Origin of the sequence: Mycobacterium gastri, from assembly GCF_002102175.1 — a bacterium.
Taxonomy (GTDB): Bacteria; Actinomycetota; Actinomycetes; order Mycobacteriales; family Mycobacteriaceae; genus Mycobacterium; species Mycobacterium gastri.
In genome coordinates, this window is record NZ_LQOX01000125.1 from 1 (window position 1) to 24,700 (window position 24,700).

Below are 24,700 nucleotides of genomic sequence, written 5' to 3' on the forward strand. Positions count from 1 at the left end.
CTTCATCTCCTGCACAGCACCGCTTCGGAAAGCTCTACCTACATCGAACTCCCTTCCACGCTCGGGACACACCCGTCCGCGCACACTCGGCGCCGTCCGCGCACGCTCGACGCCGTCCGCGCACACTCGATACGGGGGCATGACACTCGACCCGGTGAGCACACCCGACCCACAAAAGTCGCGCCACCCATCCGGCGCCGGACAGACCCCCATCGTTGCGCTCGAGGACTCGTCGCCACGTCCGACGGCTACCGCACCAGGCCGGGACCTGCTAGCCCAGCCGGTACTCCCCGGTCCGAGAGCCGTGATGTCAACCGCCCGCGGCGTGCCGGCCATCTCCGTGCCACCGCCGAGGCGCTCCAAGCCTTCGGTCAGCGTGATATCCGGTGCTATCGCGTTGACTCGGATGCAGTGCGGCGCCAGCTCCAGAGCCGCGGTATTGGTGTAGCTAATCACGCCGGCCTTGGCCGCCGCCTGTTACCACCGCGACGCGGCCGCTGAGGAGAATGTCCGACGGGTCAATCGCCATGGTGCGCTTCAGATTGCCGAGTAGATGGCCGGTGTCTGGCCGATCACGCCGCCGGCTTCCAATTCGGCGATCTCATCGGGCGACAGGCCCAGTTCGGTCAGTAACTCGCGATTGTGCTGTCCCAGCAGCGGCGCCGGCTCGGTGTGGAACCGGTACGGCCCGCCGGAGAACCGCATCGGCATGCTGCTGAGCCTAACCGGGCCATTCACCGGGTGATCGATAATCTCGAAAAAGCCGCGAGCGATTAGTTGCGCCAACTCCGGCTGCCGGTGTGGCTGCATCACCTTGGCCACCGGCACACCGGCATTCCACAGCGTTGCGACGATCGCTTCCCCGCTTTGCCGCGCACACCATGTCGCCAGATGATCGTCGATCACATCCTCATGGGCACGCCGGCCCCCGGCGGTCGCCAGCGCGGAGTCTGTTGCCCACGAGGGTGATCCGAGCGCGGTGCACAGATGGTGCCACTGGTCGTCGGTCGCCACCGCGATGGCCACCCAGCTGTCAAGGCGGCCGAACTCGTCGACGTCGGCGGTGCGGTAAAGGTTCTGCGGCACCGCCGTCGGCCCTCGGTTGCCCGCACGCTGCAGCACCGCGCCGTAAGCGGTGTATTCGATGAGCTGCTCGGCGGCGATGCTCAGTGCCGCATCCACCATCGCCGCCTCCACCAACACGCCCTGGCCGGTGCGGCGACGGTGCTCGAGCGCCAGCAGCAACGCGCTGACCGCGTGCACGCCCGAATTTGGGTCGCCGACCGAATACGGCTCGAACGGCAAAAGGTCGGGATAGCCGGTCAGCCAGCTGATTCCGGCCGCGGATTCGATGACGTAGGCGAATGCCGGATTGTCCCGCCACGGCCCGTCGAGGCCGAACCCGGGCATGCGCAGCATCACCACATCGGGGCGAATCGACTGAATGGTCGCGAAATCCAGCCCCATCTGGTCTATTACCCGGGGCGTGAAATTCTCCGCGATCACATCACAGGTCGCGATGAGCCGATGCAGCACCTCTCGGCCGCGTGGGCTGCCCAGGTCCAGTGTGAGGTCCTTCTTGTTGGTGTTCAGTGCCGCGAAGATCGGCGACTTCTCCCACCACTGATCCTCGGTCACCGGGATGCCGGCGATCAGCCGCGTCCCGTCCGGGTGGCGGGTGGACTCGATATGGATGACCTCGGCGCCGAGCATGGCAAGGAAATGAGTGCAGCAGGGGCCGGCCCAAAAGGTCGTCATGTCGAGGACGCGAACACCACTGAGCGGCAACGATGTTGACGCACCAATCGGCGCCGCCTTGGGCGCTGGGCGGGCGGACCGGTAACGCTCGCTATGTTCCCCCAGCCGCGGCGCGGGTGCCGGTTGGCGAAGCTGCACGGGCCACATCCGGTAAGGGTGACCCGGCTGCAGGAACCCGTCGCGGGGATTGCTCACGAAGGATCCACGTTCCCGGAAGTGTTCCAGCGATGCGATGTTGGCGCCGTTGGCCACCGGTGCGTTGGGAATGCGGAATGCCGTGGCGAGTTCCCGGATGTCGTCGACCGGGTGACTGCGTACCCACGCGTAGATCTCGTCGGCATGGACGTTGGCCTGTTCGGTGATCGACAGTGGTGACTCCTCGTCGATCCATTCGGAGTGGCCGACCATAGCGCACAGGTCGAACCATTGCTGAGCAGTCCCACATCCGAGGTCCACCAAGCCGTCTTGCGCCTGCGCCACCCCCGGCACGGTGAGCTTGCGGGCGTCGCGCCAGGGCCGCCCGAGCATTTCGAAGTAGGTCACGGGATAGTAGGTCAGACCGAGGATTTGTGTTTCCAGCATGGACAGGTCGATCAGTTGCCCTCCCCCACTGCTGATTTGGTGGTGACGGAACGCCAGGGTGGCAGCGCTCGCGTAGGCCCCGGCGAGGTATTCGCCGACCTGCCCGCCGACGAATACCGGCGCCCGGTCCGGGACGCCGCGTCCCAATCCGACTATGCCGCCCGACCACGCCTGCAACGTGAATTCGGTTGCGAGGCGGTCGCGCCAGGGACCGTCCAGTCCGAAGGAGGTGATCGAGGTGACGATGAGGTGGGGATGGCGGCGCTGCATCTCCTCGGGTCTGAAATGCTCGGCGACTCTTGAACCGCTCGACCACACCACCGCGTCGGCCGACGCCAGCAACGCGTTGACCAAGTCGACGTCGGCCTCGCTGGCGGGATCGGCTACCACGCTGTGCTTGGCGCCATTCAGAAAACTGAACAACGCCCCGTCGGCGCCCGCCTCGACGACGGCTCCCGAAGCAGACCAGGAGCGCAACGGATCACCCTCTGGCGGTTCGACTTTGACGACGTCCGCGCCGCCGTCGGCCAGCAGTTTGGTGCAGTAGGCGCCGGCAATGCCGGTGGACAGCTCCACCACCATATAGCCGGCCAGTGGCGGCTCGGCTGCTGAGTTCGCCGTCACTAACCCTTCTTCTTCTTCCGGTCGGGGCGATCCTTCTTGCTCAGACGCCATTCCGGGGGAAGCCGGCTGTCGTAGTCTTTGACCGCGGCTCCCAGACCCTGCTCGATGGCGTCGTCGAGCATCAGGTCGTCGGAGTCGGCCCGCACGCCGCTGCCCATCGATTCGAAGAAACCGCTGAGCAGGCTGCCCATATACTCGCCCTGAAACTGCTTCATGATTTCGAAGAACACCTTCTGCATGAAAACGGTGTCGTTGGGCCGGTTGCGCGCACACGCCAACGCGTACTTCGCCACCTCGGCTTCGAGTTGGTCGCGGGGCACCACGCTGTTGAGGAAGTTGCAGTCGTACATCTCCGCGGCGGTGAAAGCCCGTCCGGTGAACACCATCTCCTGAAACTTCCGGATGCCCATGGTCTGCGCCCACCACCACATCCGCGGACCCCACCCGTAGTACCGAAACGACGGATGCCCGAAGAGCGCATCGTCGCTGGAGATCACCAAATCAGCGTCGGCGGCCTGATAGAAGTGCCAGCCGTAGCAGTAGCCCTTCACCTCCAGAATGCTGATCTTCTTGAAATCCTGCAGGCCGCGGATCCCCGAGTTCGGGTTGGCATACCATTGGCTCACCGACGCGCCGTGACGGAACGTACCGATGGGTGGGTATTTGACTTCGTCTGCGCCGATGCGGAATTCGGCAAGCCGCCGACCTTGATCGGCCGAGTCCATGACGTCCATGAATTCCTCGAGATCGGCACCCGAACCGAGGTCCTCCCCGGCACCGCGAATCACCAACACCTTGACGTCATCATCGATGCTCGCGCGATGCAGCAAGTCGGCGTAGCGCAGCCGGGCGGCGATCGTTGGCGCGTTGAGGTGGCCTGGGCGGTCGAACGTGATGGTGGCGATGCGGTTTTTGGAATCCTTCTCGTACCGGATGACCTTCTCCACCGGTGGATCCGATTCAGCCATGGCTATGCCCGCCACATCGGGCAGGAGGTCAGAACTTCGGGCCCGTCGGCGGTGATCAGCACGGCTTCACGGCCGAATACCGCGCCGATCCCTCGTTCCCAGACGTATCCCGTCACGGCAAGAACCATTCCCGGCTCCAATCGTTCATCGGCTGCTGTCCGCGGTAGCTGTGATGAAATTACCGGCGGGTCGAAGCCCATGCCCAGGCCTCGCGCCACCGGCATCGGCGGGTCCGGCTCACCCGACGCGGCGTAAGCCACCAACAGCTCGCCGGCCCGGGCATCCGGTTGACATGCCGCAATCAGCTTCTGCCACAGGGCCTCCCAGCGCCGGTAAAGAGGCGCGGCGCCGCCGGCCGGCCAGGTCCGGCCCACCTCGCCGATGTAACCGTCGGCCAGCACCCCGGCCGAGAAGGCTACCAAGTCGCCATCCTGCACGCGACCGTCACCGTCGACAAGTCGCCACGGGTGATCGCGCGACGTCACCCACACGACGTCCTGATTCGACGGCGTACTCACTCCGCCGGCGGCCAGGGCTTCCAGCAGCACTCCGGCCAAGAGCTGTTCGCTGACCCCGGGCCGCAGCTCGGCGACGGCTGCGGCCAACCCCGATTCGGCCACCGCAATGGCGTGCCGTAGCGCGGCAACCTCCTGGTCGGTCTTGATCCGCCGGGCCGCACGCATGGCGAGTTCCCCGTCCACCAGCTCGGCGTTGGGAAAGGCCGTCGGCAGCAGTTGCGCGAAAACCGGTGACAGCGCATCGGTGCCGACGCGCCGGGCGGTCGCGGCGCCCTCGATGCGCTGCAGCACCGCAATGGTATTCAGCGGATTCCAGGAGATCCCATACAGGTTTTCGTGCGGGATATCGTCGGGGACGCCTTCGTCCCAGGTGCTGAGCAGATGAACGGCGCCGGTGGCGCGCACCAGCACGCAGGTCGGGCCGAACGGGCGGGTCCCGGCGACCCACAGTTGCGGTGTGCCCGAGACGTAACGGACATTGGCCTGCCGCCCGAGGACCAGGATGTCGAGGTCGTGCGCGGCCATCTGCTCCAGCGCCCGTTGGCGACGTCCCAAGCGCAACGCCCGATCGTCGGGCAGAACTTCAGTCGACATAAGGGTCGTAGGGGTAGTCGGTCAATCGTGCCGAGCCTTCCTCGGTGATCACCAGCACCTCTTCGCTGCGGTAGCCGCCGGTGCCGTCCTCCCACACCACCGGCTCCAAGACCAGCACCATACCGGGTTGCAGGACAAAGCTTTCGTCGAACTCGTCGCCGAGATCGGTTCCGATCATGGGCATTTCGGCGGCGTTGACGCCGATGCCATGCCCCAGGTAGAAGTGCGGCAGCCAGGGCCTGGTGCCGCCGTTGGCGTCCGTCGCAGCCCGGCCCAGTTCGGCGGCGGTGACTCCGGCGCGGGCCACACCCACCACCGCGGCCATGATCTCGCGCCATCTGTCGAACTGCGCCTGCTGCCGCGGCGCCGGGTCACTCCCGACGATCCAGGTCCGCCCGAAGTCTGAGCAATAACCCCGGTAGGTGATGCTGACGTCGGTCCACAACACGTCGCCCGCGCGCAGCTCCCGCTCGGTGGTGAGCAGCGGTAGCGCCAGATCTCCGTGAGTGGTCCACACTCCCTCGGCCCTACTCTGCGGCATCACCTGCCAAATCGGTTCGAGCATGCTGGCGGTGGCGCCCAATTCGAAGGCCCGGCGCAGAAACTTCGCGGACAAATCGATTTGGCGTACGCCAGGCGCCAGCGCGCGATGGACTTCGACCATCGCCTCGTCGGTGATCCGGACGGCGGCGCGAATGCATGCCAATTCGTCTGCAGTCTTGATCACCTTGGCGGCGCTGACGATGGCGCTCGCATCCTCAGGAGGACCATTGGGAAACAACATATTCCGGGCTCGCGACATGGCGCCGGTCAGCTCGTCCACCGCTATCGTCGAGCGGCTGGGAATCAGGCCGGCCAGCTGGCGAGCGAAAAGCTCGACGCCTTCGTCGAATTCAAGATAGACCGGCCCGTGCAGGTGATCGGCCGGCAACTCCGACTCGTGCGAAGCGCCGGCACGGTAGGGCAGAAACAGATGCGGCCACTCGTCGTCGACGAGCACCACCGCCACCGGCCGTTCGACGTAGGACAATCCGGCGTCCCCCAGGGGCCAACTGGTTCCGGTGGCGTAGACGACGGCGCTGTTGCCGAGCAGGATCATCGCGTCCACCCCACGTTCGGCCATCGCCGTGCGCAGCCGGGCCCCGGTTTCCCGGCGCATCCGGGTCAGATCCGGGGTGTCGGGAATCAGCGGCCGCGTGAGCGTCGTCACCGTTACAGGCCCAGGAATTCGGTGATGTTGCCGCTGACGATCCGCGCCGCGTTCGCCGGTCCGACGGCTTGCACCACGGCAGCCAATGATTTCTCGGAATAGCCGTAGGTGCTTTCGTTGTGCGGATAATCCGACGACCACATGACCTTGTCGATGCCGATCCGGTCGATCAGCTCCAGCCCCAGCGGGTCGACCATGAACGAGGCGCTCATGTGCCGGTCCCAGTAATAACGGATGTCGTGCTCCAGCGGCCGGTTGAACATGTGCCGGTAGGACGCCACCAGGTGCTCGGCATCTTGCAGGGCCCACGGTACCCAGGCGATGCCGCCTTCGAACCAGCCGATCCGCAACCCCGGATGCCGGTCGAGGATGCCGCCGAAGATGTACTTGGAGAACGTTTCCCGGAACCCGTCGACGTTGATCATCATCCCGACGACCACGCTGTTGAACTCGCACGGACTCTTCGGCGGAGTCTCCCCGATGTGGTGGCTGATCGGAACACCGGAGGCCTCGATCTCGCCCCACACCGCACTCATCGAGGTGCTGGCATAGTCGATCGGGTTGCCGTCGTCGTCCTTGCCCGGGTTGAGCGGCATCAGAAACGTCCTGAGCCCCAACGATTTCAGCTCAGTCAGAGTGCGCCGTGTTCCTTCCGGATCCCACCAGTTGATCAGTCCGGCGCCGTAGAAATGCCCAGCCGAGCGTTCCTGTAGATCCGCGATGTACTCGTTGTAGATGCGGAACGCCAGCTCGCGAAGATGCTTGTCCGGGTAGTGGAATAGCGCCAGGACGGCGTTGGGGAACGCGAGCTCCTTGTCGACGCCGTCGTCACGCAGCTCTTGAATCCGGGCCTCGATGTTGGTGCTGGCCGCACCCGGCAGGTCGTCGTACTGCATGAGCACCGCGCTGAAGTCGCCCGGCAGGAACGATTGGCCCCTGCGCCCCACCTGATACGCGCCGTCCTCGTACCAGATGCGCGGTGCCTTGTCCTTCAGGTCATCCGGGAAACGCTCGTAGAAGATATCTGCGGCCAGGGAAACATGATTGTCCGCAGAGAAGACCACGGTGCCTTCCGGCAGACCGGGATCGGTGCCCGCGGCATGGCCGCGCCGGTCTTTCGGTGCGCCAAAGCCTTCGCGCGGATACAGCGAGAGCGTGCTGGGTCGAGCCGACATCCTTGATCCTCCATTCGGGTCGGCGGTAGTGGTCACCAGGTCACCGGCAGTTCGTAGACGCCGTAGGCGAGCCGGTCGTGTTTGAAAGGGACGTCTTCGACGGGGATGGCCAGCGCCAGTGTGGGAATGCGGCGCAACAGCGTTCGGTAGACGATCTGCAATTCCGCGCGTGCCAGCTGCTGGCCCACGCACTGATGCCTGCCGTACCCGAACGCCACGTTGCGGTCGGCCCCCGAGCGGTGCAGATACAACCGGTCCGGTTCGGTGAACGCGTCCGGATCCCAATTCGCCGGCGCCAGGTCGATGATGATGCCCTCACCGGCGCGGATGGTTTCGCCGGCGATGTGGATGTCTTCGAGCGCCACCCGGCGCTGACCGTTCTGGATGATGCTGAGATAGCGCAGCAACTCCTCGACCGCGTTGCCGACGACCTTCGGGTCGTCCGCGTCGCGCAGGATCGCCGCCTGCTCCGGATGTTCCAGCAGAGCAAGCACACCGAGGCCGATCATGTTCGCGGTGGTTTCGTGCCCGGCGATCAGCAGACCGGTGGCCAACTGCGCGGCTTCCTTGACGCTGAGCTCACCGGCCTTGACCCGTTCGGCAAGATCGGACACCGCGTCTTGGGCCGGACTTTCTATTTTCAACTCGACCAGCCGGGCCAGGTACTTGTGCAGGCTCATCGCGCCCTTGACGGTGTCCTCGCCGGTGGCATACCGGGCCAGCCCCACCGTCGCGTGATGCTGGAACATCTCCGCGTCCTCGTAGGGCACCCCCAGCAGCTGGCTGATCACCAGCGACGGCATCGGCAAGGCCAGTGCCGCGACGAGATCGGCCGGCTTGGTTCCGGCCAGCATCGTGTCGATATGGTCGTCGGTGATCTGCTGGATGGTCGGGCGCAGCCCCTCAACCCTCTTGAACGTGAACGGCTTTGACAGCATCCGCCGGAACCGGGTGTGCTCTTCGCCGTCGGCGGTGAACACCGATCTGGGCCGTTTGTGGACCGTCGACAACATGCCCGCGTTCCAGTGCGGAAAGCCGGGAAGCCGGTCATCGACGCTGACCCGCGAATCCGAAAAGAGTTCGCGCACTTGCTCGTAGCCCGTGATGAGCCACGGAGTGCTGCCGTCCCAGATCCGCACCCGCGACAGCGGCCCGGCTTTGGCCAGCGCCATCACGTCCGGCGGCGGCGCGAACGGGCACCGCGCGGCCCTGGCCATCGGATAGTCGGGGATCTCCGCGGCCGACTCCGGGGTACTGCTTGCGAGTGTGTCCGACACCGTCACTCCTCGATGTGGATGGCCATTGCCGGGCAGGCGGCGGCGGCTTTGCGGGCGGCGTCGGCGTGCTCTGCCGGCGGGTGCGCGGTGAGCAGGATGACGACGCCGTCCTCGTCGCGCTGGTCGAACACCTCCGGTGCGTGCCTGACGCAGTTCCCGGACGAGGCGCAAACATTCTGGTCTACGGTCACTTTCATCTGCCGGCCCTTCACTCGGGCGATGTCACGGGGGCCAGCCACAGGCCCACGATCGCGTCGATGAGTGCGTCAGCCGCGGCCCGCCACGAAGGCCGGGGCGTCGAGGTACCCGTCGCCAGCGCACGTTCGAGATCAGCGCAGGTGTGCATCAACAGGTTTCGCGCCATCAGGTTGCGCTGGTAGCGGATGTCGACCGGCAGATCGGGAAGGCAACTGTTGATGCCGTCGATCACCCGGACCAGTGACGGCGAGCTCAGCGCGTCCTTGACGACGATGTTGTGATAGGCGGGATCGGTCATGGCCTGGGCGGCGAACCGGGCGTACCACGTGGGATTGCCCAGAGCCTCCAGGTGCTCGGTGAGCGGGCGCACCAGGCATGCCACCCAATCGCGCATTTCGGCGGTCTCGTCCAGCTCGGCCACCATCTGCTCACGAAGCCGTTCCACCGGCAGCCGATGCTTCTGCTCGATGGCACGCACCAAGTCGGCCTTGGTCCCGAAGTGATAGCCGACCGCGGCGTTGTTGCCCTGCCCGGCGGCCTCGCTGACCTGCCGGTTGGACACCGCGAACACACCGTGCTCGGCGAATAGCCGCTCGGCGGCCGCCAGGATCGCCTCCTGCGTGGAACTAGCCCGCTCGCTGCGAACAGCCCTGCCCACGGTGGTCATATCGCCTAGTCAACCGCCAGGCCGGGTTTAAGTCAAGCGCTTGATTTAGACTGCGCATCTGCACCTTGCCATGCAACTATGCATGGTATGTTGCACCTGTGCCCAAGACGGTTCAAATACGCGACATAGACGACGAGGTGTACGCAGCTTTGGTGCAGCGCGCTGCAGCAGAGGGCATTACGGTGCCCGAGTTGCTGCGCCGCGAGGCCGCTCGGCTGGCGGCGCGGCCGTCGGTCGCACAATGGCTGGCCCGCACCGGGCGGCGGCCCTCGGAGATATCCACGCCCGAGGTGCTGGCGACGCTGGACGAGTGGCGCGGCGACTGGCCCCATGCTGGTCGTTGACGCCTCCTGCCTGTTCGAGGTCGTCGCGGACACACCGCGATCGACCGAGATCGCGGCGCGCCTGGCGTCCGACACCGACCAGGTAGCGCCGCACGTGATCGACGTCGAGGTGATGGGAGCAATCCGCGCTCAACACCTGCGTGGGCGCATGGACGGCACCGCCGCCGCGCAGGCCCTCGCCGACCTCCGGGACTGGCCCGGCGAACGATTCGGGCACCGCTGGCTGCTGGACCGCGCATGGCAATTGCGGAACTCGGTACGCGGATGGGACGCGTTCTACGTGGCACTGGCGGAGGCGTTCGACGCGACGCTGCTCACGCTGGACGCTCGGCTCGCCCGTGCGCACGGGCCGATCTGCCGGATCGAGGTCCTCGATCGCTGATAGCGCACTAGCCGAAGCGGATAGTCGACGCACCATCGCCGACAGTGCACTCAGATTGAATCCGCCGCGAAAAGTTCGCAATGATTTCACGTTCGGCGCGATGATCGAATCACCTTGCCCGCCACCGTCCCCCCGTCCACCGGGAGCACGGTCCCGGTGACATAGCGGGACCGTTCGCTAGCGAAATACAAGACCGCCTCCGCGATGTCCCCGGGCGTGCCCTCACGCTTCAGCGGCCGGTCGTCGCGCATGGTCTGGCGAATCGCCGCCTCATACCGCTCGAGTTCGTCCTGACTCATCCCCGCCGCCGACGACGCCAGCAGCGGCGTGGAGATATTGCCCGGGGCGATGGCGTTAACTCGAATCTCATAGTGCGCCAATTCGATTGCCGCCGACTTGGTGAACTGGATGACCGCCGCCTTCGACGCGCGATAGGTCATCACGCCACCGCCGGCCTGGATGCCGCCGATCGAGGACAGGTTGACGATGGATCCGCCGCCGTGAGCGGCCATGTGCCGGGCGGCATCGCGGGTACCTGCCATAACCCCCAGGACATTGACGGTCATGACCCGGTGGAAATCGGCCAAGTCGTCGTCGAGAAATCGCCGGTGCATGGTTCCCGAGACCCCGGCATTGTTGACCATGATGTGTAAGCCGCCGAACGCGTCGACGGCGGTTGCCACCACCGCTCCGACCTGTCCGGGATGGGAGACGTCGGTGCGCCGGAACATGGCGTCGGGCCGCAAGCTGGTCGCCAGCGCCTGACCCCTGTCTTCGTCGACGTCGGCGATGACCACCCGCGCGCCCTCGTCCACAAACCGCTCAACCGTGGCACGGCCGATACCGGATGCCCCACCGGTGATGACGGCGACCTTGCCGGCCAGTTCGTTGACCACACGACGAGTCAATCGGCGCGGGCTGCCTTAAGTCAAGCAGTTGCTTTAGCGGTGAAACGGAAACTGGTTGCGAGGTTCGGCCGGGATCGTTACCGGACCTACCGTCAATCGTGATGTCGGCCGCCGGCAGGGTTGGGCCCCGTTGCGCGGATCTGTCCAGCTCGTATTCGGGGTCGGCCGACGGCCGCTGCAGCGCCAGCAGCTGGGCCACGGTCAGCCCGGCGAACACTGCCGCGGCGCCCAGCACGGTTCACGCCGTTCACTATATACCCCCAATGGGTATGCTCTAGGTGTGGTATTGCGGCTTGCGCGACAGTCGGTCTCCTAGCAGGGTAAGAGCGCGGGCCGAATCAACCGAGACGAGGAGCTGTCGATGCCGGTACTGCCAACGAGCGGTCATCCCCAGGGCGGAGTGCAGCTCAGCAGGCGCGGCTTTATCGGCGCCGGAATCGCGAGTGGGTTGGCGCTGACGGGTTGCGGCCGCTCACAAACGCACTCAGCAGGCGAGACCGCCATGGCTGCTGCAATCGACGCGGCCGAGCGGGCCCGGCCGCACAGCGGGCGAACCGTCACCGCCAGCCTGACCCCGCAGCGGGTGGAGATCGACCTGGGCGGGCCGATCGCCCGTACGCTGGCCTACGGCAACACCATTCCGGGACCGATGATCCGGGCGGCCGTCGGCGATGAGCTTGTCGTCGCGGTGACGAATCGGCTCGACCATCCGACGTCGGTGCACTGGCACGGCATCGCGCTGCGCAACGACATGGACGGCGCCATGCCCGCCACCCCGAACATCGAGGCCGGCCACGACTTCACCTACCGATTCTCCGTCCCCGACCCGGGCACCTACTGGGCCCATCCGCACATCGGCCTCCAAGAGGACATGGGGCTCTATCTGCCGGTCATCGTCGACGATCCGACCGAACCGGGCCGTTATGATGCGGAATGGATTGTCGTGCTCGATGATTGGACCGACGGCGTCGGCAAGAGTCCGCAACAGATTTACGACGCCCTGGTCGATCCGAACAAGCCCACCGCAATGCCCATGCCCACGACGACTCCGCCAACCACGACGAGCACGCCAACCACGACGAGCACGACAGCCACGACGGAGACGTCGCCGCCATCCCCGATGCCCGGTATGCCGGGCGGCGACGTGGCCAGCAGCGACCTGCTCGGCGGCGACGCCGGCGACGTCGCCTACCCCTACTATCTGATCAACGGCCGTATCCCCGCGGCCCCCACGACCTTCAACGCGAAGCCGGGCCACCGAATCCGGATCCGGATCATCAATGCCGCTGCCGACACTGCGTTCCGGGTCGCGTTGGCGGGACATTCGATGACGGTCACCCACACCGACGGTTACCCGGTGCTTCCGACGCCGGTCGACGCGCTGCTGATCGGCATGGGCGAACGATACGACGTCGTCGTGAGGGCAGCATCCGGTGTCTTCCCGCTCGTCGCACTCGCCGAAGGCAAGAACGCCGTGGCCCGCTCGCTGCTGTCCACCGGTGCGGGCAGCGCGCCCGATCCGCAGTTCCGGCCGGCGGAACTCAACAAGAGGGTGGGCACCATCGAGATGTTCACCGCCACAACGTCGGCCAATCTGGGCCGGGCCGAATCCGGCCTCGAACTTCCCGTCGTGTTGGGCGGCACTATGACGAAATACGACTGGACGATCAACGGCGAACCGTACAGCCGGACCAAGCCGCTGCAGGTACACCAGGGCCAGCGCCCGACTCTGGTGTTCAACAACACCACCATGATGTGGCACCCCATGCACCTGCACGGCCACACCTATCAGGTCATCAAGGCCGACGGTTCCCTCGGCGCCCGCAAGGACACCGTGATCGTCCTGCCCAAGCAAAAGGTCCAGGCAGTCCTCGTCACCGACAATCCCGGAACGTGGGTGATGCACTGCCACAACGCCTATCACCTGGAGGCCGGCATGATGACGGGCCTGGACTACGTCTTCTGACGGCTGAAGAAGTCCAGTAGGAGTTCGTTGACGGTCGAGGGCTGCTCGATTTGCGGACAGTGGCCGGCGTCGTCGATCACCACCGCGCGTCCGCCCGTGACCTGATTGGCGAGCTGTGCGGCCCACCCGGCGGGCAGGAGCTTGTCGTCGCGCCCCTCGACCACGAGCGTCGGCACGGTGATGCGCTCATACGCACGCGTACTCGACGGCTTCGAGGCCGGCACAGATTCCTTCTCAGCGCCGGGGCGGCGAAAACGCGCCGCCGCCACGGCTTCCCACGCTCCCGGAGCGATGCTGGACTGGTAGCGGCGCCGCACATAGTCCTCGTCGGCCGGATAACGGGCGTCGTGGAACAGCGCCTCGACGATGCGGCGCATGCCCGGCAGCGTTGCGTCGTAGTGCTGCAGGGCGTCGAAGTGCCGATTCTGGACAATCTCTCCCCCGCCGCAGATGATCGCCATGGTGCGGATCGGCAACCGGGGTGCATCCGAGGTGGCATCGGTCAGCAGCATGATGGCGCCCATGGAATTGCCGGCGAAATGCGCGGAGTCGACGCCGACAACGCCGCAGAACCGCGCCACATGCCGGATGCGCATTCCGCGGCCGTCGACGAAATCGACCACCTTGGCCGACTGCCCGAACCCGAGCATGTCGGGCGCCAGCACTCGGTAGCGCCCAGCCAGCGCGACGATGTTGTGCTCCCAGCCCAATTCGGCGCTGGCCCCGAATTCGCCCCCGTGCAGCAGCACCACCGGGTCACCCGCGCCCGACTCCAGATAACCGGTGACCAGACCGTCGACCAGGGCGGTTCGGCGGTGTATCGCCATCACTTGATCGCGATGGGATTCACCGGCGATCCCACCGCGCCAACGAATCTCAGCGGCGGCGCGATCAGCTGAAACTCGTAGACGCCGTCGGCGGCGCAGTCGGCGGCCAGCGCCGTGAGGTCCCAGTATTCGCCCAGCATCAGCCCCATGTCACGCAGGCACAGCAGATGAAACGGCAGGAACAGGCCGTCGACTCCTGATACGGGGTCTTCGACCTGGAGATTGTCGGAGGCCACCGCGGCGATCTCGTGGTCGTGTAGCCACTGGGCACAGCGCCAGTCCAGCCCGGAATACCGCTCGGTCTTGTTGCCGGTCATCAGAAACCGCGTCCACCAACCGGTTCGGATCAGCACGATGTCGCCGCGGCCGACCGTCACGCCTTGGGCGCGGACCACGTCGTCCAGTTCCTCCGGAGTGATCGGGTTGCCATGCTCGAGAAAGACTTCCGCGCCGCGATGGCGCACCAGGTCCAGTAGCACACCGCGCGAGGTGATGCCCTTGACGTCGACCTTGTCGATGCCGCAGTGGTAGGCCCCCAGACTGGTCACCGAACCTGCCGGGAAGCCGTTGTAGAGCAGGTCGTCGTAGTAGACGTGCGACAGCGCGTCCCATTGGGTGGCCGCCTGCAGCGGCATGATGACCATGTCGTCGTTGAACCGGAACGGATTGTCGACCAGGTAGTTGCCCATCTGTTCGGCCGTCGGGTTCTGCGTCCAGCCCGGCCCGTACCGGCCCAGGGTGTTCGCATCGCCGCCGTCCACGGTCATCACGTGTATGGGGTTGTGCCGGAACCCGAAAGCACCCTGTGGGCCGGACGACCCGAAGTCCACCCCGAGCGGGAACACCTTCCCGTGGCGGACCAGGCTGGCGGCGTGCCGGACGGTGCCGGCGGTGATGAAGTTCAGCGTCCCGAGTTCGTCCGCGTCACCCCACCGGCCCCAGTTGCTGAGATCGCTTGCCACCCGCCTGAATTCGGTTAGGCTGGCCATGACGCCCGTCCTTTCTCGAGTTCACCGGCGATTGCGGCGCCCAGGTTTCCGCCGTCCACCCAGAGGACCTGACCCGAAATATAGCTGGCGGCACGGCTGTTCAAGAAGAGCAGCACCGCGGCCTGTTCGGCCGGATCGGCCACCCGGCCCAGCGGCTTGGCGATGTCGTCGAGGAATTCCGGGCCATAGGCACGCCTCAGCTGGTCAAGTATCGGTGTCTCGGTCACCGCGGGCCCGGTGCAGTTGATCCGGATACCGCGCGCACCGAGGTCGGCCGTGCGTCGCATGGTGTAGAGGATGACGGCTTCCTTGGACAATTGATAGCCGGCACCGACAACGTCAGAGTGGCGATGACACCATTGGATGCCTTCTTGCATCGTCGTGGTATTCAGCAGCGGAGCCACTGCCCACCGATGTTCCCGGTAGGCCGCCGCGGCAAGCGATGACACGCTGACAATCGACGCACCCGCGGCCATCATCGGGATCAGCGCCTCCGTGAGATGGCGCAGCCCAAGGAAATTGATGGTGACGACCAGTAGTGGGTCCCCGATCCCCGAGGAGACGCCGGCGACGTTGAACAGCGTGTCGACGCGTCCGCCGAGAGCCGCGACAGTCCGATCGATGGAATCCGGATCGGCGAGGTCGACCACGTGAAAGTCGTTGATCTCGTAGCCCGGTCGATGTTTGTCCAAGCCGACCACGTGCGCGCCGAGTTCGGCGAGTTGATGCACGACCTGCGCGCCGATGCCCGAGGAACATCCGGTCACCACCGCACGGCGGCCGTCGTAGCGCCACAGGTCGTTCAGGCCCAACGCCTAACCAACTTCCTGGTCATTGACGCTGCTCCTTTGCGCGGCGCGCCGCCATGACGCGGCCCTCGTTGATCTCCGCCATGGCTTCGGGAATCTCGCTGGCAGTGAACTTACCGCCGCGTCCGGTCGGCAAGCCGCCGAATGAGTAGTTTTCGTCGAAGGCGGGCGCGCCAAAGGGTCGTGTTTCCGGCCGGCGTGCCTCGATTCGCTCGATGACGGGAGCGAGCCTGGCGGCCTTGTCGGCGACCGCCTTCGCGTCACGCTCGATGAACTCCGGCAGCACGTCGGCGCCCATGATTTCGATGGACTCCATGGTGCCCTCGTGACTGCGCGGGTTGAGCAGCAGGATGATCTCGTCCACGCCGCTCTCCTCGTAGCTGCGCAGGAACTCGCGTACGGTGGCCGGCGAACCGATGGCGCCGCGGCCCGGCCCGTAGGCCAGCGTCGGATCCTTCTGGACCTCTTCGAGATAGCGGGTCCACACGCCCGTGCGCCCGGGAGTGTGCACACCGGTCATGTAGTAGTGCATGATGCCGAACGAGAAGAACCCGCCGCCCTGCCCGAGACGCCGCAGCGCCTCGTCGTCCGTCCGCGCCACCATCATCGACAGGTCACCGCCGATGGCCAGGATGTTCGGGTTGATCCGCGGCGTCACCGGGACGCCGTTCTCCTCGAATTCCTTGTAGTAGCCGTTCACCCGCTCGGTCAGCGGGCCGGGACCGGTATAGGCGAAACTCAGTGCGCCGATGCACTTCTGGGCGGCCATCTGGACGGTGGCGGGCCGGGTGCAGGCCACCCAGACCGGCGGGTGCGGCTTTTGCATCGGCTTGGGAATGACGTTGCGCGCGGGCATCTGGATGTGCTCTCCGCGGAAACCGGAGAACGGTTCCTCGATCATGCACCGAATCGCGACTTCCAGTGCCTCCTCCCATTGGGCCCGCTTGTCGGCGGGATCGATGTTGAATCCACCCAGTTCGCCGACCGAGGATGATTCGCCGGTGCCGAACTCGACCCGCCCGTTGGACAGCAGGTCCAGGGTGGCGATGCGTTCGGCCACCCGCGCCGGATGGTTGACTGCGGGCGGCAGGTGCATGATGCCGAATCCCAACCGGATGTTCTTGGTCCGCTGGCTGGCCGCGGCCAGGAATATCTCGGGCGCGGTGGAATGACAGTATTCCTCGAGGAAGTGGTGCTCGGTGAGCCAGACGGTGGCGAAGCCGGCCTTGTCGGCGGCCTCGACCTCATCGAGGCAATCCTGCAGCAGGATGCGTTCGTCGTCGGTGGTCCAGGGCCGCGGCAGGGCGAATTCGTAGAACAACGAGATTTTCATGGTTACCTCCTATGAGCATTACATGCCTGTGCCGCAACGTGTTTCGCCGCGACGTAGCCAAAGGCCATGGCGGGTCCGATGGTCGCCCCGGCGCCGGCATAGCTGCGCCCCATCACCGGCGCGGCGGTGTTGCCCACCGCGTAGAGTCCACGCACCACGGTGTCGTCGCAGCGCAGCACCCGTGAGTGTTCATCGGTGCGCAGGCCTCCCGACGTGCCGAGGTCGCCGAGAACGATGCGGAACGCGTAGTAGGGCGGATCGCCCAGCGGGTACAGGTTGGGGTTGGGCAGCGTGGGATCGCCGTAGTAGTTGTCGTAGGCACTGTCGCCACGGCGAAAGTCGTCATCGTGGCCGCTGCGGGCCAGCTCGTTGAAACGTGTTGCCGTTGCGCGGAGTTGGGTGCCCGCGACGCCGATCTCTGCCGCCAGCTCCTCCCAGGTCCGCGCCGCTCTGACGACGCCGGTCTCCAGCCAGGCGGCGGGGACCGTCCGCCCGGTGGGTACCGGCGCTCCGGGAATCTTCGGTATCGGCAGATGGCCGGCGATGACGTAGCGGTTCCAGGACCGGTGATCGGTGATGAGCCAACAAGGGATGTGGGTGACCCCGGACTTCTGGCCTTCGATCATGGCGTGACCGAAGTCCATGTAGGGCGCGGCCTCGTTGACGAAGCGCTTGCCGTCGCCGTTGACGACGAACTGGGACGGCATCATCCGCTCGTTGAGCATGAATTGCATTCGGCCGTCCGGCCATTGCAGGGCCGGAAACCACCAGGCTTCGTCGAGCAGGTCGGTGGCCGCACCCAGCCGCTGGCCGGCACGGATCCCGTCACCGGTGGCCGCGGGATTGCCGAAGCTCCAGTCCCGGTCCACGATGGGCTGGTGTTCCTTGCGCCAGGCCAGGTCGTGGTCGAAACCCCCGCAAGCCAGGATCACTGCGTGCCGCGCGCCGATCCGCGTCGGTACGCCGGCTCGGTCCACCTGCGCACCGATCACCGATCCGTCGGTGTCGGTGAGCAATTCGGTCATCGGCGAGTCCAGCCACAGCGGGATGTCGCGCTCTTTCATGGCCAGTCGCAGCCGCGCCGCCAGTGACTGGCCGATCGCCGCCATCCGCTCACCGAGCACCCTGGCCCGCACCATGCGGGCTATCAGCTTCAGCAGCACCACCTTTCCGCTCCACGACTGGCGGATCTGGTAGAAGGACCGCAGTTCCTTGGGGCCCAGCCAGATTCCCTTCGGCGCCAGCGACAGCGGCGCGAGCAGCTTCTCCTCATCGGCGCCCAGCGAGCGCAGATCAATCGGCGGCACGTTGATGGTGCTGCCCAGTGTGGAGCCGCCGGGCAACTCCGGGTAGTAGTCGGCGTAGCCGGGTTTCCAGACGAATTCCAGCCACGGCGAGAGCCCTTCCAGGAAATGCAGCATCTGCGGGGCCGACTGGACGTATTGGCGTATCCGCGCCGCACTGACCAGGCCGTCGGTAACCCGGCGCAGGTACTCGATCACATCAGCGGGTGCCGGGGTGTAGCCCGCTCGGCGCTGCGCCGGCGCGCCGGGTACCCAGATACCGCCACCGGACAAGGCGGTGGAACCGCCGAAGTGTCGGGACTTTTCCACCACCAGCGTCTTTAGGCCGGCGGCATCGGCAGCCAACGCGGCCGTCATGCCGCCGGCGCCGGAGCCCACTATGAGCACGTCGACGACGTGGTCGAAGGTTTCGGCGTCGGCGGAGCTCATGGGCTTGGCACCGCCGTCCTGATGGCGAACGCGGCGATCAGGTCCGGAGCCTGTTTGTAATAGCGAACGGTGGTCTGATACTGGCCGGCTGTCGCCAGGGCAGCGAAAGCCGCTATCCAGGTCCGGATTTCATGTGCGGAGCTACCGCCCTCGTGCATCACGAACGAGTTCGACCACTGATCCAGGTCTTCCAGGTGTCCCCCGTCGACGATCTCCAGGAAGCGCTGATCCCAGGCCGGGTTGAGGGGCGCTAGGGTGCTGTCTCCGGCGGCGAAGCTCTTGGCGGCGTCGATCACCGCCGTTTGCCGGGCCTGGCGTTGCTCGGAGCTCATCGGCTGGCCGTGCACGATCCGCTCCAGACCGGCCGGCCCGGCGTTGTCCAGCGTCGGCACCGGCGGGCTGTGCGACAATCCACCGGACCCGATCACCAGCACCCGCTTGTCCAGCGTGGCAAGGAATTCGCCTACCGCGGTACCCAGTGCCCGGCAACGGCGCAGTGGTCCCAGCGGCATCGCGATCGCATTGATGAAGATCGGTATCACCGAGCACGACGTCGCCGTGCCGAAGAGCTTCTCCAGCGGTTGAACCGTTCCGTGATCGACGTCCATGCTGGCCGAGACGGCGATGTCGACGTCCGCCCCTAGCACGGCCTTGGCGCACTGCTGCGCGATCTGCTCGGGGACGTCGAGTGGGCCGGCGTAGCTGCCGTAGTCGCCGACTCCGTTGGCGTGCAAGCCGATACAAAATGACGGCATCAGCTTGTAGAAGAATCCGTTGTAGTGGTCAGGCGAGAAGATGACGACGAGCTCGGGATCGTACTCGCCGACGAATTCCCGTGCCCTTCCGATCGCGGCATTGACGTCGTCAAGCAGGTCCCGCGGCGGCCCCGGTAGATTCAGCAGCGGGCTGTGGGACATACAGCACAGAGCCAGTGGCACTTTGGAAATCACCGCCTCTCGGAGTGAGGGTGAGGGCCTTGACGAGCGATGCGCTCAACTCGGGAGCGAGTTGCGCGATACATGCGCCGGCGACACACCGGTCGGGACGCAGGAACACCACCGACTCGTCGTGAGCGTCGAACCAGGATTTGAGGTCTCCGGTGTGGTCACCGACGACGACGACATCGGGGTCGTCGTGTCCGGTCCAGTGCAGCTGCACCTCCGGACGCGCGGCGACGAACCGGGCACCCAACGCCTGCCACGTCGCAAATGCGGGCTCGCCAAGGATCTTCCGCGGGTTGTTGTTCCAGCACAACACCGCGAACCAGCTGCCCAGCACGTCGTCCAGCAAGATGTCGTGCTGGGTGCGGGTATTGACCCGGGGTTGAACGAACAACGTGCCCACCGGGGACCCCGGCTTGCGGGGCTCGGTATGGACTACCGCGCCACGCTCGTAGCGCGGCATCGGCTTGAACCGCATCTCGAGCACATAGCGCTTGAGCGACGGCACAATTGAGGCGGCGCGCACAATCAGGTTCCGGCCGACCGCGATCCTGCGGTCGGTGGGTGAAATAACCCGCCCCACCATGGTGGAAAGGTCGATCATGGCCCTGGCATGTTTGCGGCGTTCCATATCGTAGGTATCGAGCAGACAGTCGCCGGCCTGTCCGCTGACCACCGCGGCAAGCTTCCATCCCAGATTCGCCGCGTCCCGGATTCCGCTGTTGTAGCCCTGCCCCTGCCACACCGGCATGAGGTGCGCGGCGTCTCCGGCCAGCAGCAGTCGGCCGCTGCGGAAGGCGCCGGCGATTCGCGAGTGATGGGTGTAGACGCGCCGGCGGATCACCTCGACCCGGCTCGGGTATGGGACCACGCGGGCCAGCATCCGGGTCAAAAACGCGGGATCCTGCGCCTGCTCGTCGGACTCGTCGGCGTGAATCATGAACTCGAACCGGCGAATCCCATGTGCGATCGAGATCGACGCATACGGGCGCCGCGGGTCGGCGCCGACCTCGCTGTTGGGATGGCCCAGTGGATCGTTGGCGATATCGACCACCAGCCATCGGGTGGGCGACGTGGTGCCGTCGAACGACACCCCCATTGTCCGGCGGATGATGCTGCGCCCACCATCGCAGCCGACGACATAGCCGGCGCGTACCCTTGACGGACCGCCCTGGCCGCCGCACTCGACCGTCACCGCATCGCCGGTCTGCACACATGAGGTCACCGGACGGTTCCACCACACCTCGACATGGTCGAATCTGTCCAATCCCCGCAGTAATTCGGCATCGACCAGCGGCTGCACGAACCCGTTGCGCCTAGGCCAGCCGAAACGCGCGTCGGGAGGCGCGATTTCGGCCAGTATCCGGCGCTTGGCGTCGAAGAACCGCAGAATCTGGTTGGGCACCGTGTGCGGGAGGATCTCGTCGACCAGGCCGATCGACTGGAAGGTGCGCAGCGCCTCGTCGTCCAGTCCGACCCCGCGAGGATAGTCGATCAGACTGGCTCGTTCCTCGGCTACCAACGTGCGAACACCCTGCAGCCCAAGGATATTGGCCAATGTCAGCCCGACCGGACCGGCGCCGACCAGCAGCACGTCTACCTCGTGTCCGCTCCCGGTCATGAGCGGCCCAGCAGGAAATCGAGGTGCAGGCGATTGAACGTCTTGGCGTCCTCGTACTGCGGCCAGTGGCCGCAGCCCGCCATCACCTCGAAGCGCGCGCCGGGAATCATCGACGCGATCCGGTTGCCCTCCGACACATCGGCCGTCGGGTCGTGGCTCGTCCAGAGCACCAGCGTCGGCGCGGTGATGGCCCCGTAGTCGTCCGGACCCAGCAGGTTGCGGGCCCGGATCTGCGGATCCTGTAAAGCCATGATGTCGCGCATGGCCGCAACGAATCCGGGCTGGCGATAGATGCGTTGCCGGGCGGCCACCAGGTCGTCGTAGCCCTTGGACTTGTCCGCCATCAGCCACTTGATCCGCGCCTGCACGGTCTCCCAGGTCGGGTTCTCCGCAGCCGCCATGGACAGCGCGACGATGCGCGCCATGACCTCCGGGTCGGCCTGCGAGCCGCCAGCCGTGTTGAGCACCAGGCGGTCCACGATGTCCGGGTGGTCGATGGCGGCGCGGGCGGCCACCCAGCCACCCAGCGACTCACCGCTCAGCTTGATGCGGTCGGCCCCGATGCTGCGCACGACTGCCATCAGGTGCTCGACGTAGTGCCGGATTTCGAGTGGGTGTCCGGGCTTGTCGGTGTAGCCGTGACCCAGCATGTCGATCGACCAGGTCCAGAAATGTTCGCCGTGCGCCGCCAGGTTGCGGACGTAAGCCTCGGCGTGACCACCCGACCCGTGCAACAGCACCAGCACGGGCTTGCCGGGATCGCCGGCGCGCAGGTAGCGCGTTCGGATCCCCGCGGCGTTGAGGTAGCCCTGCTCGAACGGGACACCTTGGAGATCGCTCCACACGCTCTCGAACTCCGCCACGGTTCCTTCCCCGCTGGAAACCTGGTTCTCGCTTGCGGATACCAGATGTGCTACTATCGCACATTAATGTGCGATATATATAGAGCTTTGCTCTCGTCCGACGGCCTGTCAAGACTGTGACCGGCTCGCAGACCCTGGCCAGGGGGCTCACTGCGCTGCAACTGGTCGCGGACTCACCCAGCGGGCTCACCATGCAGCAGGTGGCCGACCAGGTTGGCGTACACCGGACCATCGCCTACCGATTGCTCTCGACGCTGGCCCAGTTCCGGCTGATCTCCAAGGGCGACGACGGGCGCTACCGGCCGGCTGCGGCGCTGGCCGTCCTCGGCTCGTCCTTCGACCACAACTTGCGCCAGCTGAGTCTGCCGACGCTGCGGGCATTGGCCGACGAACTGGGCACCACGGTGTCGTTGCTGGTCGCCGAGGGCGACGAACAAGTGGCGGTCGCGGTCATCGTGCCGACCCAGGTCGCCTACCAACTTGCCTTCCACGAGGGCAGCCGATATCCGCTGGACCGCGGCGCCGCCGGAATAGCCCTGCTGGCGGGCATGCCGCCGCGTCCGGGCGAACGCGATCTGGTCGCGGCCACGCGTGAGCGTGGCTGGGTGATGACCTACGGGGAGATCGAACCGAATACCTACGGCCTGGCCGTGCCCGTGCGCCGCGTCGCACCGTCCCCGCCGACTTGCATCAACCTCATCTCCCACCGCGAAGACGTGGTGCGCCGGGGAAAGGACGCGGTTATCACGGCCGCCGCCCAGTTGTCCACACTGCTGAGCTGAAGGGATACCGGGCATGCGGTGGGATCAGGAATTCGATGTCGTGGTGCTCGGCAGCGGCGGCGCCGGGCTCACCGCCGCATTGACCGCGGCAGTCACCGGCGCATCGGTAGCGGTGTTCGAGAAGGCGCCGACAATCGGCGGGACCACCGCCGTCTCGGGCGGCATCGCCTGGATTCCGGCGCATCACCGCTGTCCCGACCGTGAGCTGACGGTGGCCGACGCCCTGCAATACCTGCACGCGCAATCGTGGGGATCGATGGACGACACCCTGGTGGAAACGTTCGTGCGGACCGGCCCGGCCATGCTCGACCTCGTCGAGAAGCACAGCGGCCTGCGCTTCGAGGTCGCCGCCGGATTCCCGGACTACCGGCCCGAACTGCCCGGAGGACAACCCAACGGTGGGCGCTCGCTCAGCGCCGCGCCGTTCGATCTCGACCGACTCGGTCAGTGGGCCGGCCGGATCACCTCCTTCCCCGCCGACTGGTCCAACGTCGGTTTCGACGCCGAGACCCGCGCCCGGTTGCACGCCGGCACCGACGCCGGGCCGGGCAACGTGTGCGTGGCCGGCACCGCGCTGGTGGCCGGGCTGTTGAAAGGCTTGTTGGACAACGGGGTAGCGCTATTCCCGAACGCGCCGGCCGAGGAACTGATGGTCGAGGGCGCAGACGTCACCGGAGTGCGAATCACGCGCCTCCAACACAGCATCAGCGTTCGGGCCCGTCACGGGGTCATCCTGGCAACCGGCGGGTTCGAATGGGATCCGGTTCTGGTGCGGGCATTCCTGCGCGGACCCATGCACGGCGCGGTCTCGCCACCCAACAACACCGGGGACGGACTGCGCATGGCGATGGCATGCGGCGCCGACCTGGCCAATATGGGTGAAGCGTGGTGGGTTCCGATCGTGCAGATCCCGGGCGACACCATCGGCGGCAGGCAACGCAGCCGCAGCGTGCGCCTGGAGCGGACCCGTCCGCGCAGCATCATCGTCAACCGGGCCGGGCGGCGGTTCGTCAACGAGGCATGCGATTACAACTCGATGGCCGGCGCCTTCCACTACCTCGATCCCCGGGGCGGCTACGTCAACGACCGCGGCTGGATCGTCTTCGACTCGATTCACCTGCAGCGCTATGGGTTTCTTGGTGTCGCTCCCGCGCAACCGGTTCCGGACTGGTTCTGCGAGTCGGCCGACCTGGCCGAATTGGGCGCCAAGGCCGGCATCGACGCCGACGGGCTGACGCGCACCATCGAGCGATGGAACCGCAACGTCGCGGCCGGCGGTGACCCCGACTTCGGCCGCGGTTCCAGTGCCTACGACGGCTATTGGGGCGACGAGAGTGCCACCACGCTTGCCGGCAAGACCCTCGGCCCGCTCGACACAGCCCCCTACTATGCGATACCGATCCGGGTGGGTGCGATGGGCACCAAGGGCGGACCCCGCACCGACCGCGACGGACGGGTGCTCCATGTCAGCGGCAACCCCATACCCGGTCTGTTCGCGGCGGGTAACACGATGGCCGGAGTTACCGGCCGAGCCTACGGCGGGGCGGGCGGAACCATCGGCCCCGCAATGGTTTTCGGGTACCGCGCCGGGTACGCTGCCGCCACCGGGGCCTCCGTCGACCCGCAGTAGC

The 24,700-nt window shown here is 66.2% G+C and carries 22 protein-coding genes and 1 pseudogene; 5 read left to right on the plus strand and 18 right to left on the minus strand.

Features of this window, described 5'->3' with window-relative positions:
- Nucleotides 1-183: 183 nt before the first annotated feature.
- From AWC07_RS29870 to AWC07_RS19115, 9 genes and pseudogenes are all read right to left on the minus strand, one after another.
- Nucleotides 184-474: pseudogene (locus AWC07_RS29870) on the minus strand (SDR family oxidoreductase); the annotation flags it as partial.
- 63 nt (nt 475-537) lie between these two features.
- Nucleotides 538-2,922, minus strand: a complete 2,385-nt coding sequence (locus tag AWC07_RS19080) for a CaiB/BaiF CoA transferase family protein (RefSeq protein WP_051508114.1) — start codon at nt 2,920-2,922, stop codon at nt 538-540.
- A 41-nt stretch (nt 2,923-2,963) separates the two neighbouring features.
- On the minus strand, nt 2,964-3,932 hold the full coding sequence (locus AWC07_RS19085) for an enoyl-CoA hydratase/isomerase family protein (protein WP_036416132.1): 969 nt from the start codon (nt 3,930-3,932) through the stop codon (nt 2,964-2,966).
- Between the two features lie 2 nt (nt 3,933-3,934).
- On the minus strand, nt 3,935-5,044 hold the full coding sequence (locus AWC07_RS19090) for a M24 family metallopeptidase (protein ID WP_036416134.1): 1,110 nt from the start codon (nt 5,042-5,044) through the stop codon (nt 3,935-3,937).
- Nucleotides 5,034-6,203, minus strand: coding sequence for a M24 family metallopeptidase (locus tag AWC07_RS19095; RefSeq protein WP_082277282.1), 1,170 nt, complete (start codon nt 6,201-6,203; stop codon nt 5,034-5,036). Before AWC07_RS19095 ends, AWC07_RS19090 begins: the two co-directional genes overlap by 11 nt.
- 53 nt (nt 6,204-6,256) lie before the next feature.
- Nucleotides 6,257-7,318, minus strand: a complete 1,062-nt coding sequence (locus tag AWC07_RS19100) for an amidohydrolase family protein (RefSeq protein WP_208622445.1) — start codon at nt 7,316-7,318, stop codon at nt 6,257-6,259.
- Nucleotides 7,319-7,461: 143 nt separating this feature from the next.
- Entirely contained in the window at nt 7,462-8,706 is a 1,245-nt protein-coding gene (locus AWC07_RS19105; protein ID WP_036416164.1) for a cytochrome P450, read from the minus strand.
- Nucleotides 8,707-8,708: 2 nt separating this feature from the next.
- Nucleotides 8,709-8,903, minus strand: coding sequence for a ferredoxin (locus tag AWC07_RS19110; RefSeq protein ID WP_036416166.1), 195 nt, complete (start codon nt 8,901-8,903; stop codon nt 8,709-8,711).
- Nucleotides 8,904-8,914: 11 nt separating this feature from the next.
- Complete coding sequence (locus AWC07_RS19115) at nt 8,915-9,571, minus strand: TetR/AcrR family transcriptional regulator (RefSeq protein WP_036416139.1); 657 nt, start codon at nt 9,569-9,571, stop codon at nt 8,915-8,917.
- Between the two features lie 98 nt (nt 9,572-9,669).
- Between AWC07_RS19115 and AWC07_RS19120 the strand changes: the two genes are divergently transcribed.
- Both AWC07_RS19120 and AWC07_RS19125 read left to right on the plus strand, forming a co-directional pair.
- On the plus strand, nt 9,670-9,915 hold the full coding sequence (locus AWC07_RS19120; protein ID WP_036416141.1) for a FitA-like ribbon-helix-helix domain-containing protein: 246 nt from the start codon (nt 9,670-9,672) through the stop codon (nt 9,913-9,915).
- Nucleotides 9,902-10,297: a type II toxin-antitoxin system VapC family toxin gene (locus AWC07_RS19125; RefSeq protein WP_036416143.1), complete on the plus strand. Its 396-nt coding sequence runs from the start codon at nt 9,902-9,904 to the stop codon at nt 10,295-10,297. The genes AWC07_RS19120 and AWC07_RS19125 overlap by 14 nt, the downstream gene beginning before the upstream one ends.
- Before the next feature lie 86 nt (nt 10,298-10,383).
- Here the strand turns inward: AWC07_RS19125 and AWC07_RS19130 are convergent, their stop codons facing one another.
- Nucleotides 10,384-11,193, minus strand: a complete 810-nt coding sequence (locus AWC07_RS19130; RefSeq protein ID WP_036416145.1) for an SDR family NAD(P)-dependent oxidoreductase — start codon at nt 11,191-11,193, stop codon at nt 10,384-10,386.
- Nucleotides 11,194-11,566: 373 nt separating this feature from the next.
- Here AWC07_RS19130 and AWC07_RS19135 point away from each other — a divergent pair, with 373 nt between their 5' ends.
- Entirely contained in the window at nt 11,567-13,171 is a 1,605-nt protein-coding gene (locus tag AWC07_RS19135) for a multicopper oxidase family protein (RefSeq protein ID WP_036416147.1), read from the plus strand.
- On the opposite strand, the gene AWC07_RS19140 is transcribed toward AWC07_RS19135, so the two are convergent.
- The 8 genes from AWC07_RS19140 to AWC07_RS19175 are packed head-to-tail and all read right to left on the minus strand — an operon-like array spanning nt 13,159 to nt 22,287.
- Nucleotides 13,159-13,998 carry an alpha/beta fold hydrolase gene (locus AWC07_RS19140; protein WP_036416149.1) on the minus strand — a complete coding sequence of 280 codons (840 nt, stop codon included), beginning with the start codon at nt 13,996-13,998 and terminating at the stop codon, nt 13,159-13,161. The two genes, AWC07_RS19135 and AWC07_RS19140, sit on opposite strands and share 13 nt — an antisense overlap.
- Nucleotides 13,998-14,987: a cyclase family protein gene (locus tag AWC07_RS19145; RefSeq protein ID WP_036416150.1), complete on the minus strand. Its 990-nt coding sequence runs from the start codon at nt 14,985-14,987 to the stop codon at nt 13,998-14,000. The genes AWC07_RS19140 and AWC07_RS19145 overlap by 1 nt, the downstream gene beginning before the upstream one ends.
- Entirely contained in the window at nt 14,975-15,799 is an 825-nt protein-coding gene (locus AWC07_RS19150) for a coniferyl-alcohol dehydrogenase (RefSeq protein ID WP_036416152.1), read from the minus strand. Before AWC07_RS19150 ends, AWC07_RS19145 begins: the two co-directional genes overlap by 13 nt.
- A 19-nt stretch (nt 15,800-15,818) precedes the next feature.
- The gene (locus tag AWC07_RS19155) at nt 15,819-17,129 is read right to left on the minus strand and encodes an LLM class flavin-dependent oxidoreductase (protein WP_036416154.1); all 1,311 of its coding nucleotides are present in this window, start codon (nt 17,127-17,129) and stop codon (nt 15,819-15,821) included.
- A gap of 2 nt (nt 17,130-17,131) precedes the next feature.
- Entirely contained in the window at nt 17,132-18,862 is a 1,731-nt protein-coding gene (locus tag AWC07_RS19160) for an FAD-binding protein (protein ID WP_036416156.1), read from the minus strand.
- Nucleotides 18,859-19,779: a 3-carboxyethylcatechol 2,3-dioxygenase gene (locus AWC07_RS19165; protein ID WP_036416158.1), complete on the minus strand. Its 921-nt coding sequence runs from the start codon at nt 19,777-19,779 to the stop codon at nt 18,859-18,861. Before AWC07_RS19165 ends, AWC07_RS19160 begins: the two co-directional genes overlap by 4 nt.
- Nucleotides 19,727-21,424 carry a bifunctional 3-(3-hydroxy-phenyl)propionate/3-hydroxycinnamic acid hydroxylase gene (locus AWC07_RS19170; RefSeq protein ID WP_036416159.1) on the minus strand — a complete coding sequence of 566 codons (1,698 nt, stop codon included), beginning with the start codon at nt 21,422-21,424 and terminating at the stop codon, nt 19,727-19,729. The genes AWC07_RS19165 and AWC07_RS19170 overlap by 53 nt, the downstream gene beginning before the upstream one ends.
- Entirely contained in the window at nt 21,421-22,287 is an 867-nt protein-coding gene (locus AWC07_RS19175; RefSeq protein ID WP_036416160.1) for an alpha/beta fold hydrolase, read from the minus strand. Before AWC07_RS19175 ends, AWC07_RS19170 begins: the two co-directional genes overlap by 4 nt.
- A 116-nt stretch (nt 22,288-22,403) precedes the next feature.
- Here AWC07_RS19175 and AWC07_RS19180 point away from each other — a divergent pair, with 116 nt between their 5' ends.
- Both AWC07_RS19180 and AWC07_RS19185 read left to right on the plus strand, forming a co-directional pair.
- The gene (locus tag AWC07_RS19180; RefSeq protein ID WP_036416161.1) at nt 22,404-23,069 is read left to right on the plus strand and encodes an IclR family transcriptional regulator; all 666 of its coding nucleotides are present in this window, start codon (nt 22,404-22,406) and stop codon (nt 23,067-23,069) included.
- 13 nt (nt 23,070-23,082) lie between these two features.
- Nucleotides 23,083-24,699: an FAD-dependent oxidoreductase gene (locus tag AWC07_RS19185; RefSeq protein ID WP_036416162.1), complete on the plus strand. Its 1,617-nt coding sequence runs from the start codon at nt 23,083-23,085 to the stop codon at nt 24,697-24,699.
- The last annotated feature ends 1 nt before the right edge of the window (nt 24,700 follow it).